A 12,743-nucleotide genomic window follows, 5' to 3' on the forward strand; every position below is an offset into this window, starting at 1 on the left:
CGCATACGCAGGGCAACACCATGTACAAACTGACCGTAGACGATCTGTACAAGAAATATGGCAACCACGAAGTGCTCAAGGGCGTGTCGATCAAGGCCAAGGCCGGCGATGTGATCAGCATCATCGGCTCCTCGGGGTCAGGCAAGAGTACCTTCTTGCGCTGCATCAACTTCCTCGAACAGCCGTGCGCCGGGCGCATCACGGTGAACGCCGAGGAAATCCGTACTGAGAAGGACAGGAACGGCGGGCTGCGCGTGGCCAGCCAGAAGCAGTTGCAAGGTATGCGCACCAAGCTGTCGATGGTGTTCCAGCACTTCAACCTGTGGGCGCACATGTCGGTGCTGGAAAACGTGATCGAGGCGCCGATGCACGCCCTTGGCCTCAGTCGCGATGAAGCGGTGGCCCGCGCGCGCAAGTACCTGGCCAAGGTCGGTCTGCCGGCCAGCATGGAGGCCAAGTACCCGTCGCACCTGTCCGGTGGCCAGCAACAGCGTGTGGCGATCGCCCGGGCCCTGGCGATGGAACCGGAAGTGATGCTGTTCGACGAGCCGACCTCGGCGCTTGACCCGGAGCTGGTCGGCGAGGTGCTCAAGGTGATGCAGGCCCTGGCCGAAGAAGGGCGGACCATGGTGGTGGTGACGCACGAGATGGCCTTTGCCCGCGAGGTGTCCAACCACGTGATCTTCCTGCACCAGGGCAAAATCGAGGAAGAAGGCAACCCGGAGCAACTGTTCAAGCACACCAAAAGTGAGCGACTCAAGCAGTTCCTGGCCGGCAACTTGAAATAGCCCTTTGGGTCCCGTAAAGAGTGCCCCCTTCGGCCACCTGGCGGCGGGGCACGCTCAATCAGTGATGAGGTTCAAATGACGTTCTGGTTGCGTAACGTCCGCCCCTATGGCGGCGAAGTCGAAGACATACAGATTATTGAGGGTCGCATCGGCGATCGTCGGCCAGCCAGCGGCCATCCGGTTGCCAGCGCTGACTTTGACGGGCAGGGTCAATTACTCGTTCCGTCACTGGTAGAAAGCCATATCCACCTGGACAAGACCCTGTGGGGTCAGCCTTGGCGCCCGCATAGCGCAGGCCCAAACCTCAAAGCGCGTATAGCCAACGAACGGCAAATCCTGCGTGAGCTCAAGTCACCCATTGCCGAGCGTGCAGGTGCTTTGTTGGAACAATGCATCGCGCGCGGCTCGCTGCTGTTTCGCTGTCATGTCGACGCCGATCCCGAGTTGGGCATCGAGCATGTGCAAGCCATGTTGGCGCTGCGCGAACGCTATGCCGACCTGGTGGAGATCGAGTTCGTCACCTTCCCACAGGTGGGCCTGGTCAACCGCCCCGGCGTTGAAGAGTTGATGCGCGAAGCCCTGGCGCAGGGCGTCGAGGTCGTCGGGGGGCTGGACCCCTGCGGCATCGACAACGATCCCATCGCGCACCTGACGATCCTGTTCGAACTGGCGAGCCAGTTTGATCGCGGTATCGATATCCACCTGCATGACGGTGGCGAGCTGGGGCTCTGGCAGATCGGGCGCATCGTGGACTTCACCGAGCGCTATCAGCGTCAGGGGCGAGTCATGATCAGCCATGCCTTTTGCCTGGGCATGAAAGACTGGGCCCAGGTGCAGCCGTTGGCTGAACGCCTGGCGGCCAATCGGATTTCCCTCATGACCACGGCGCCTTCGGATATTGCCATCCCGCCCTTCAACGAGCTGCGCTCGGCCGGGGTCAACGTGTGCCTCGGTTCGGATGGCATTCGCGATGCCTGGACCCCCATGGGCAATGGCGACATGCTCGAACGCGCGATGTTGCTCGCCTTGCGTTGCGGCATGCGGACGGACCTGGAGATCTGTGCAGCGTTCGACGCTGCTTCCGGCAATGGGGCGCGGGCACTTGGGCGCAGTGATCACGGCCTGGCAACCGGGCAAACCGCCAACCTGTTGTTGCTGCCGGCAGAGACGCTGAGTGAAGCCGTTGTGTCTCGTCCGCTGGCGCGCACGGTGATCAGCCGCGGCGTCGTCGTGGCGAAAAATGGCAGCCTGCTGCACAGCCGTCTGTGATCCCAAACACTTTCACCGGATGCCTTGTATGACACATCACTACGACGTCAACGCCCCCCTCAATAAAGTCGACCTGCTGATCGAACACGGCGTGGTCATCACCGTGGACGATCAACGGCGCGTCATCGAGGACGGCGCAGTGGCCGTGCTCGGCAATCGCATCGTCGCGGTGGGGCGCACGGATGAGCTGCGGGCTCGCTTTACGGCTGAAAAAGTCATCGATGCCCGTAACAAGGCAGTGCTTCCGGGCTTGATCGACAGCCACGCCCATGCTGGACACGCCATGCTCAAAACCATCGGCGGCGCAGAGGGCAATGCCTGGATGGAGGCGTGCCAGACCATCTATACCTCGGCCTCCGGCGTGGAGTTCTGGGAGGTCGACGCCAGGTTGTCGGCGCTGGAGCGACTGAAATGCGGCACCACCACCGGCGTCTCGCTACTGGGCGGAGGCGATTCGATCATGCGGGTCGACGATCCGGTCTACGCGCAGCACCACGCCCGGGCCATCGCCGAAATCGGTACACGCTCGGTAGTCGCCGTCGGGCCGTCACGGCCGCCGGCGCCGCGCACCTACCTGGACTGGTCGACCGAACCGCCCACTCGGCGAGACGTCAGTTTCCAGACCATGTTCGAAGTCTGCGAAGAAGTCGCCAGGACCTGCGACGGCATGGGGGACGGGCGGGTGCGCATAGCCATCACCTTGCCGGTGTACGCGCCACAATACGAGCCCGATCACCGGGAACTGGCCCCTCTGTTTCGCCAGCAGGCACAGGATTACCGGGCGCTGGCCCACCGTTATGGCCTGACGTTCACCCAGGATGGCCACCGCGCCGGTACGCTGGCGCTGGCCCACCGCGAACTGGGTTTGCTCGGCCCGACCTCCTTCATGTCGCACTGCATTGACCTGACCGAGGAAGACATCGCCCTGTGCCGCGAGACACAGACGAAAATCGTGCACAACCCGAGCGCCATCATGTCGATCCTGGGGCGCTGCCCGGTGCCGGAACTGATCGAGGCCAATGTCACCGTTGCCATCGGTTCCGACGGCGCCGCCCCGGACCGTGGTTACGACATGTTCCGCCACATGTTTCAGTGCATGCACTACCACCGCCGCCATTTTCGCGACCCGGACATCCTGCCCCAGGGCAAGGTGCTGGAAATGGTCACGATCGACGCGGCCAGGGCGTTGTCGATGGAGCATGAGATCGGCTCGCTGGAAGTCGGCAAGAAAGCCGACATCATTTTGATCGACCTGTTCAAGCCGCACCTGATGCCGATGAACATGCCGGTCCACCGTGTCACGTGCTTCGCCAATGGTGCGGACGTGTGTACCACCATCGTCGACGGCAGGATCCTGATGGAAGCCTATGTCGTACGCGCCGTCGACGAGGCGGCTGTGCTGGCCGCCGTGCAAGAGGAATCGGAACGCATGCTCGACCGCAGTGGCTTGCGCCATCTGACAGCCGAATCGAAAAACCTCTGGAGGGCGGCCCGCTATCACGCGGCAGGTTGAGTCACCTTGGGGCAGCGGGGCTTGTACAAAGCGACGAGTCTGCTATCACCTGCCCGGTGTCAGTCGACTTGCCGCGACGGACCTTGAACCATGCGGCGTACAATGCCGGGACGAAGAAAATCGTCAGCAGTGTCGCCACGGTGAGACCACCCATGATCGCGATCGCCATCGGTCCCCAGAACACACTACGTGTGAGTGGGATCATGGCGAGCACGGTGGCCAGTGCCGTCAGCATCACCGGGCGTGCTCGGTGGATGGCGGCATCCAGTACAGCATTCCACGGGTCGCGCCCCTCGGCGATCTCGATTTGTATTTGATCGATCAGGATCACCGCGTTGCGCATGATCATGCCACCCAGCGCGATGATGCCCAGGATCGCGACGAAGCCCAGCGGCGACTGGAACACCAGTAGCGCCGGCACTACGCCAATCAGGCCCAGCGGCGCGGTGAGCATCACCATCCACATGCGGGAAAAGTTCTGCAATTGCAGCATGAGCAACAGCAGGATGGTGACCAGCATCAACGGGGCTACCGCGACTAGCGCCTTGTTTGCCTTGTCGCTTTCCTCAACCGCTCCGCCTACATCGATGCGGTATCCGGTCGGCAGCTTGGCTTCGATGTCCTTGAGCAATGGCAGGATTTCCTGCGTCACCGATACACCCTGTTCACCATCCTTCACGTCGGCACGCACCGTGATCGCCATGTCGCGGTTGCGGCGCCACAGTACCGGCTCTTCCAGTTCAGCGCGCACCTGGGCGACTTGCGACAGGGGCACCACCGTGCCTTGGCGTGTGTAAAGGTTGATGTTTTTCAGTGTGTCGAGGTTCAAGCGTTCCTCTGGCACGGCACGGGCCACGATGTCGATCAGGTCCTCGCGCTCACGCAACTGCGACAGGGTTGCGCCATTCATCACGGTCTGGGTCGCCAACGACACATCGGCCGGCGTGAGGCCGAGCGCACTCGCCTTGTCCTGATCAAGCTCCACCTTCAGCGTACGCACCGGGTCGTTCCAGTCGAGTTGGAGGTCGCGCACCTTTTGGTTGGACGCCACTACCTTCTCCACGTCTCGGGCGATCTTGCGCACTACCTGGGTATCGGGGCCTACCACGCGGAACTGCACCGGGTAGCCGACGGGTGGCCCCAACTCGAGTCGGGTCACGCGTATCCACGCTTGTGGGAATTGTTGGTTAGCCAAGTCCACCAGCCGCGCACGTACTCGCTCGCGCGCATCCAGATCTTTGGTCATCACAACGAACTGGGCAAAACCCGGATTAGGCAGCTCGGGGTTGAGCGAGAGATAAAAGCGCGGTGCGCCGGCGCCGGTGTAGGCGGTATAGAAACGCACGTCCTCGTCCTTCGCCAGGACCTCCTCCATGTGCTTGACCTGCTCAGTCGTCGCGGCGAACGAGGAGCCTTCCTTGACACGCAGGTCAATGACCAGTTCAGGACGCGAACTGTTGGGGAAGAATTGCTGCGGCACCAGCTTGATACAGGCCAGAGCAAGCACCAGCGCGCCCACCGTCGCACCGATGACCACCCAGCGGCGCTCAATGGCGGCATCGATCAGGCGGCGCAGGCTGCGGTAGAACTTCGTATCGTGCGGATCAGCGTGCTGGTGCTTGCCCAAGTCGTTGGGCAGCATCTTGACCGCCAGGTACGGTGTGAAGATGCCAGAACAGATCCACGAGAACAGCACCGCGGCACCGACGATCCAGAAAATGCCCCCCGCGTACTCGCCGGTGGTGGACTTCGACAGGCCGATCGGCAGGAAGCCTACGACCGTGATCAGCGCGCCGGTCAGCCGTGGCATGGCGGTGGACTGATAGGAGAAGGCGGCCGCCTTCACGCGGTCCATGCCGGTTTCCATCTTCGCCACCATCATCTCGATAGCGATGATGGCGTCATCCACCAGCAGTCCCAACGCAATAATCAGGGAGCCGAGCGAGATACGTTCGAGGTTCCAGCCCATCGCCAGCATCACCAGCGCCACGCCACCCAGCACCAGCGGCACCGTGGCCGCGACCACCAGGCCTGCGCGCCAGCCCAGGCTGGCCAGACTGACCGCAATCACAATGACCAGCGCTTCGACCAGCGCGCGCCCAAAGTCCAGGATTGCATCCCTCACCGTGGTGGGCTGATCGGCCACCAGCTCCAGTTCCACACCGTGCGCAAGTTCCGACTGGATCTTGGCGACTGCCGTGTCCATCGCCTTGCCAAGGTCCACGATGTTGCCGTCGCTGGTCATCGTGATGCCGAGCATCAGTACAGGCTGGCCGTTGTGACGTACCGTGTAGGTCGGCGGGTCCTCGAAGCCACGGGTAACGGTCGCGACGTCGCCGAGCTTGATCAGCCGGCCGCCCGCGGAAATGGGCACGTTGCGGATGGCCTCTTCGCTGGCGAACTGGCCACTCACGCGCACCATGACGCGGTCGCCATGGGTGTCGATCTGGCCTGCGGGCAGCATGGCGTTCTGGCTCTTGAGGCTTTCGGCGATGGCCAGCGGTGTAATGCCCAGCGCTGCCAGGCGCTCGTGCGAGAACTCGACGTAGACACGCTTGGCCTGCTTGCCGATGAGATCGATCTTCTTGACCATCGGCACCTTCAGCATCTGGCGCTTGATGTCTTCGGCCGCGTCCGACAACTCAGCGTGGCCGATGCCGTCGCCCTTGACCGCATACATCAGGCCATACACGTCGCCGTACTCGTCGTTCAGGATCGGGCCGATCACGCCGTCAGGCATCTCCAGACTCAGATCGTTGAGTTTCTTGCGCGCCTGGTACCAAGCCTCGCGCTGGTCAGCCTTGGAGGTGCCGCCGCGCACGGTGAGCGTCATGCCGGCATAGCCTTGCCGCGCGTAAGTAACCACCTTCTCGAAGTTGTCGATCTGCTCGAATTTTTTCTCCATGCGGTTGAGGACCTGGTCCTGCAACTGTTGGGCAGTGGCGCCCGGCCAGATGACCATAGCGGTCATGGACGGCACGGAAAAGTTCGGGTCTTCCAGTTGGCCAAGCCGGGTGAAGCTGAAGGCACCGGCCACTGCAACGATGAGCAGCATGAACAGGACAATGGCGCGGTGGCGCAATGCCCAGTCGGTGAGATTGAAGTTGCTCATCGGGCGGCCTGCTGCGTGGTGTCTGTTTCATTGATTGCGGCGTTGGGGAGGGCGACCTTTAATCCTGAGGTCATCTTCTGTACACCGGCCGTAACGACCAATGTGCCAGCCCGCGGCCCAGTGACGAGCACCTCGTCATTGCGATAGCCCCAGACGGCCACCCGCTCCAGATCGACCACACCTTCCGGCGAGACGGTCCAAAGCGCTGGCTGACCGCCACTTTGCGTGAGTGCCGTCGCCGGAACCGTTGCCACTGCGACACTGGTCATCACGCGCTCGGCCGTAACCGTGGCAGTGGCACCCAGTGGCAGGGCCTTGGCTGGTTTAAGTCGAGCGCGGTAGGTGCGCGTTTGCGTCGCAGCCTGTGGCGACAATTCGCGCAAGGTGGCATCGAAGCTTTCGTTTGGCGCACTGGCCAGCGCACCTTTGAAATGTGCCTCCTTGAAGACCGACAACTGGTCTTCGGGGACATCGATGACGACCTCGGATTCGTCCGGATTGGCAATCGTAATAACCGGTTGGCCTTCCGCCACGACTTGTCCCGCTTCGATGCGTACCGCCGTGACCACGCCGCTACGGGAGGCGCGCAGTACGGTGTACTTCAGACGGTTGCGGGCGAGCTCAAGCTTTCGCGCTTCAGCCTCGGCGGTCGCACGCGTGGTCTGGGCATTGGTATGTGCACGCTCATCGTCAGCCGCGCTGACTGAGCCATCCGCCTTCAGGGCCGTCAGGCGCTGGCGATCGGATTCTGCCTGGCGCGTCTGCTCCACGGCAGCGGACCACTGCTGTTGCGACGCTTCTTCCGCGAGGCGGTAGTCGTTGTCATCCAGCACAGCCAGTATGTCGCCTTCGTGCACCACCTGACCCACGTCGACCTTGCGTTGGGCAACCTTGCCACCCACACGGAAGGATTGGTCGACTTCATGGCGCGACTGCACGGTGCCCACATAGCGGCTGACGTCGCGGGCGTTGTCGTAGTTGATTTCAACAGTACGTACCGCTCTGGGGGCCGGCACGGACGGCTGATCCGGGCTGCACGCGCACAGCATAGCGACGACGGCCAGGGTGCCGGCCGCAGTAAGGGAATTCTTCAAGACGGTTCCTCTTTGGAAAACAACAGATACTTAGGAAAGTGGTGGCCGGTCGGCTTTGACGGATGCGGTTGGGTTGGAGGGTTGTTCGAACACCTGCCAGCCCCCGCCCAGTGCTTTGTAGAGCTGCACGCTATCGAGTAGCAGGCGGGTGTTGCTTTCGTTGGAATTCAGGCGTGCCGCCAGGCGCGCGCGCTGCGAATCCAGCAAAGGCAACAGGTCAATCTGCCCGCGGTTATAGAGCGACTGGGCGCGACTTTGCGCCGACTCCGCTGAGGCAGCGGCCAATTGCAGCGACCCCGAGCGGCGGCGTTCCTGCGCAAGGGTGACAAGGGCGTTTTCCACATCCTCGAGCGCTCGCACGATGCCGTCTTCGGCGCGTAGTACTGCCTCTTGTTGAGCGCTTTCGGCCGCTTCGTTGATGGCTTGCGTGCGTCCGGCATTGAACAGCGGCATTGCCAGCAGGCCCGCGACGTTGGTAAAGCGCGCAGCGCCGAGATCGGCACCATTCAGGTTCAGGCCCTGGCGGCCGAAGGACGCACCGAGAAAGAGTTGCGGGAACCACTCAGCTTTCGCTTGCTGGCGACGCGCATTGGCGGCATCGAGCTGGGCCATCAACGCCAGCACGTCAGGTCGGCGTTGCAGCAATTCGGCTGGCTGCCCGGGCTTGGCCTCAGGCACATCCGTCATGTCGCTGCTCGAGGGCTGAATGTTGGTGCTGTTGAAAGACTGGTCGGCAATCAGTACCGCGATACGGTGGCGCGCAACCGCCACTTGAGTTTCCAACGGCGGAATCTGCGCCCGCGCGGACAAGGCGTCGGTTTGTGCGCGTTCGACGTCGAATGCGGAGGCCAGCCCCACCTGTTGACGCGCGGTGACCAGACGCAGCGTCTCGTCCTGCATCGCCGAGATAGCGCGCAGTGTTGCGACCTGGCGCTGTGCACCGACCAGTGAGAAGTAGTTGCTGACGACATCGCTCATCACCAGCAGGCGCACACCGCGCATGCTGTGTTCCGCGGCCAGCGCATCGGCATCCGCCGCCGCTGCACCGGCTCGCAGGCGGCCACTCAGGTCGAGTTCCCACGAGACGTCCAAGCCCGCACTGGCGGTCTTGATATCCGGATACCCCTGTTTGACGGCCGAATTGAAACCGGTGTTGTGGTCACTGCCAGAGACCGACGCACCGACGCTCGGAAGCAGCCAGGACTGGCTGACCGTTTCTCCGGCCCGCGCGGCACGCAGTCGCTCGGCGGCAATCTTGACGTCGCGATTTTCCCGCGCGGCTCGGCGCACCAGATCCGTCAGCAATGGGTCATGGTAGACCTCCCACCAGGCCGCCTCGGGCTCCATCTCGGACGCCGTACTCGCGGCGAAGTTGCTCGGCACGTCGACCGAGGGTTTGAGGACCGGTGTGGAGCAGCCAGAAAGGGCGAAGGCGATCGATGTGGCCAAGGCAGCCGCCATGGCAACCGCGGTCGGGCACTTGGTACGTTGCAAGGTTGTCCCACCGGCATGGCAAGGCAGCGGATGGGGGGTGGAAAGTCGCGGCATCAGAAATGGACTCGTCTAGTTCGAGGTGGCGTCAGCGTAGGGGGACTGTGTAGGCAAAGTCGTCAGCGAACCGTCAGCGTTCGGTCGCGATGCGCTTTGTCTGTCGATGCGGGAAAGGATCATTCACCATCGACGTCTACCGCCTGCTCGCTGACGGCTGTCACCAGATCCGTACTAATCGACTCCAGCAACTCTTTGCCCGACGAGAACTCGCGCTGACGTCCGGTGACCAGGTTCTCCAAACGACCCACCAGGGCGCCCGGTTCGGCATCACTGCGCAGCTTGAGAACGTAGGTGCGGCGGCTCGGGTATTTGGATTCAGGGTTAAGGCTCATTGCAGACCTGGGATCAAGAAAGTTCGATGCCAGCGTAAGCCGTCCCCCTGGGTCGAGTCGTAAGCAAAAGGTCAGACTTCGGTCGGATCACCTTTGCTCTCACAACCGTCACTTCAAGCCCGCTTGACAGCCTCGAGCAGCGAGCGCGCACGCTTTACCTGTTCGGTTCCGTGCGTTTCGGGCAGTTGATCAATCAGCATTACCAATGCCTGGTGATCCTCTGGCGTGGCATCGTGGTACTCACACAATGCAACCAGCGCGAGCAGCTCCAGCCATGATGCTTCCTGGGCGCGCGCCTCCTCAATCGCACGCCGCACCGCCGAGTTGCTGGCGTCCGACCAACCCTGAGCTCGCGCGAGCGCGGCCTCCAGCAGCAAAAGCTGCGGCAGGTAGACACGTTCGCCCAGTTCCTCACCTATCCGGAAAGCTTCCTGCAATTGGACTTGTGCTGCGTCGTAATCACCCGCCAGGAGCAGCGCCTCGGCGGCGTAGCCGAGTACTTCGCTGGCACCGGAGCGCATCCCGAGTCCCGTGTGTTCCTCGTAAGCCTCACGGATGTGCCGGTAGCCCTCTCGCGGCGCCCCGTTGCGCGCGTCGGCCCACCCGCGCCACCAGCGACAAGCCGTACGACCGAGTGCGAGCGAATATTCGTCGACGAGCTTCTGCATGTTGTCAGCCAGCGCTGCCACCCGCACAGGGTTTCCCAGTCGCACTTCGATCAACACCTCCTGCCAGGTTGCGACTAGCCCTGTCATAGGTTGTCGAAGCGTATGAGCGCGGGTTTGTGCCCGCTGCATATGGATCCGTCCTTGCTCAATCAGGCCAGATCGCACCAGCTCGATGGCCAGCATTCCGTGCAGCATGGCTTGGGGATCAGTCGCAAAGATCTCGTTTGTCCCGATATCCAGAGCCTCGGCGATCGCGAGGGCGCGCTCCAACCAGCTGCGTGTCATTTTCGTGCGGCCCTGGAGGTGATGCACCTCGCCCTGAACGATGCACGCTGCCAGCATGAGCGATTGATCGTTTGCGTTCAGGGAGAGCGCTTCTGCACGTTCTGCCACTTCCAAGGCCTGCGAATAGTCGCCGCGCAGACCGAGCAGATAGCCGAATCCATGCAGGAGGCGCCCGCGCATGGGGTGCTCGGGTACATCCGTGAGCAACGTGTACGCCCGTTCGAAAGCGCCCTTGGCTTTGCTGCCGACACCGAACATGTGGAAGGCTGAAACCCCCTGCAACGTAGCCAAAGTCATTTCGAGCGTATCGCGCTCCGTCCCTTCGGGGGCCTGCATAAGCAGGACCAGGGCGCGCTCAGTGAGGCCGATGCACAAGTCCGGGCTGAAGTGCAGCAGCGCGGCTTCTGCGGCCTCGGCGTAATAACGCAGCGCGATCATCGGCAGCCGGGCACGGTCGAAGTGCATCGCCAGTTCCGAGGCAGCAACCGGCACTCCGACCGAGCGCTCGCGTTCGAGGGCAGTGCCAACCTGGCCATGGAGATCGATGCGCAACGAACGCGGCGTGCGGTCGTACAACACCTGGCGAAAAAGAGCGTGGCGGAACGAGTAAGGCAGCTCTACCGCTTCATCAACATCGGGTGCCCGAGATTGTGTGAGCCATACCTGCTCACGCATCAATTCCTCACAGGCGTCGATCACCGAAGAGAGACTACGCTCGAGGGCCAGCGAAACCGTCTCAGTCCGGAAATCGGACCCGCACACCGCCGCCGCGCAGAGAAGTGTTCGTTGCTCGGGAGCCAGCTTGGCAATGTAGTGATCGATAATGGCCGCAAGGTTGTCGGGAACCGCCAGATCGGCCAGCCGAGCTTCGATGGTGGTTTCGTCCTCTTTCGCATCCATCACTTCAGTGATGATCGAGGAAACGAACAACGGCACGCCGTCGGTCCGTTCGTGCAGGGCGCGCACGAAGGCTTCATCGCATGCGAGTGAGGCTGAACGCAACGCTACATAGTCGGCGACCTCGGTTTCGGAAAACGGGTCGAGCACCACTTCCTCGCACAAGCGTTGCAGTCGCAGTTCGTGGCGCAATGAGCTGAGCGGATGGTCGAGCGCCACCACCTCGGCAAGGCGGAAGCTTGACAGCCACATGAGGCGTGCGGGGCCACGGCGTCGGGCCATGTAGTTAATCAGCTGGACCGTCGCCCGGTCGCTCCAGTGCAGGTCTTCGGTCACCAGCAATAGCGGGCGCAACGCTGTATAGCGGTCCAACAGTTCGCCGAATTCCCTCAGCATGCGTTCCGGACCGACACCGGCCAGCTCGCGCCGCAATGCGTCTCGCTCCTGCGTACTACTTAGCCACGGCAATTGCAGCAGCCAGGTGGGTGCCACTTCGCGCAATAACGCCGGCAGGGTAGGGTCGCTGCGGCACAGATCGGCCAACGCCTCCAGCACCGGCAGGTACGGTTCGCCGGTGCCGAAGTGCTCCATGCAATGGCCGCGTGCGCAAGCGATGCCGCCAAGGCCGGCGAGGAAATGTTCGATCAGCGTGGTCTTGCCGATCCCCGGTTCTCCAGCCAGCCAGACCACGGCCCGCTGGCCGCCACCGGCCCGCTCCCATGCCCGTTGCAGCCTGGCGACTTCGGCAATGCGACCGATGAATGACGGCAACCGAGGTGTGTCGGTCGGCGGAACTGCCGTGGATGCAGGCGGTACCGAAGCAGCAAGGGGCGACGCGGCGATGAAGCGATAGCCGCGCCGCGACACTGTCTCGATAAAACGAGGGTGCCTGGGGTCATCGCCCAACACTTTGCGCAGATCGCTGATGGCCGTCTTCAGGACTGAGTCGCTGACAAACCGATGCCCCCACACGGCATCCAGCAACGCATCTTTGGATACCAACGTCCGTGTCTGGCGAGCGAGTACGCATAACAACAGGAAAGGGGTCGGCGCCAACGCCACCGCTTGCCCATCGCGCAACAAACAAGCGTTGGCCTCGTCGAGCTCGAACTCGCCGAAGTCAAGCAGGACGGGGGTCGGATGGGACTGCGGACGCGCCACGGTTGATTCCTGAAAACTTAAAACATGTTGCTGAAAATTCGCACGGACCGGTCATTTTCGACCTTGACCCGGA

General features: G+C 62.5%; 8 protein-coding genes. 3 read left to right on the forward strand and 5 right to left on the reverse strand.

Going from position 1 to position 12,743, the window contains the following annotated elements; translation table 11 throughout:
• Positions 1-20 precede the first annotated feature (20 nt).
• The 3 genes from BJ917_RS09850 to BJ917_RS09860 all read left to right on the forward strand — a co-directional run bounded on the left by BJ917_RS09850 (position 21) and on the right by BJ917_RS09860 (position 3,570).
• The gene (locus BJ917_RS09850; protein ID WP_121103224.1) at positions 21-788 is read left to right on the forward strand and encodes an ABC transporter ATP-binding protein; all 768 of its coding nucleotides are present in this window, start codon (positions 21-23) and stop codon (positions 786-788) included.
• A 75-nt stretch (positions 789-863) separates the two neighbouring features.
• Positions 864-2,057: an amidohydrolase family protein gene (locus BJ917_RS09855; protein ID WP_121103225.1), complete on the forward strand. Its 1,194-nt coding sequence runs from the start codon at positions 864-866 to the stop codon at positions 2,055-2,057.
• Between the two features lie 28 nt (positions 2,058-2,085).
• Positions 2,086-3,570 (forward strand): amidohydrolase family protein, encoded by a 1,485-nt coding sequence (locus BJ917_RS09860; protein WP_121103226.1) that lies wholly within the window; start codon positions 2,086-2,088, stop codon positions 3,568-3,570.
• 1 nt (position 3,571) lies between these two features.
• On the opposite strand, the gene BJ917_RS09865 is transcribed toward BJ917_RS09860, so the two are convergent.
• The 5 genes from BJ917_RS09865 to BJ917_RS09885 form a co-directional block, all read right to left on the reverse strand.
• Complete coding sequence (locus BJ917_RS09865; RefSeq protein WP_121103227.1) at positions 3,572-6,682, reverse strand: efflux RND transporter permease subunit; 3,111 nt, start codon at positions 6,680-6,682, stop codon at positions 3,572-3,574.
• A complete protein-coding gene (locus BJ917_RS09870) occupies positions 6,679-7,776 on the reverse strand; it encodes an efflux RND transporter periplasmic adaptor subunit (RefSeq protein ID WP_096510052.1) in 1,098 nt (365 codons plus the stop codon). The genes BJ917_RS09865 and BJ917_RS09870 overlap by 4 nt, the downstream gene beginning before the upstream one ends.
• Positions 7,777-7,806: 30 nt before the next feature.
• Positions 7,807-9,270 (reverse strand): TolC family protein, encoded by a 1,464-nt coding sequence (locus BJ917_RS09875; RefSeq protein WP_256658536.1) that lies wholly within the window; start codon positions 9,268-9,270, stop codon positions 7,807-7,809.
• A 173-nt stretch (positions 9,271-9,443) separates the two neighbouring features.
• Positions 9,444-9,659, reverse strand: a complete 216-nt coding sequence (locus tag BJ917_RS09880; RefSeq protein ID WP_121103229.1) for a hypothetical protein — start codon at positions 9,657-9,659, stop codon at positions 9,444-9,446.
• Between the two features lie 113 nt (positions 9,660-9,772).
• Positions 9,773-12,670, reverse strand: a complete 2,898-nt coding sequence (locus BJ917_RS09885) for an AAA family ATPase (protein WP_121103230.1) — start codon at positions 12,668-12,670, stop codon at positions 9,773-9,775.
• Positions 12,671-12,743: the final 73 nt, after the last annotated feature.

Origin of the sequence: Pseudomonas sp. WPR_5_2 (genome assembly GCF_003634475.1) — a bacterium.
Classification (GTDB): Bacteria; Pseudomonadota; Gammaproteobacteria; order Pseudomonadales; family Pseudomonadaceae; genus Aquipseudomonas; species Aquipseudomonas izuensis.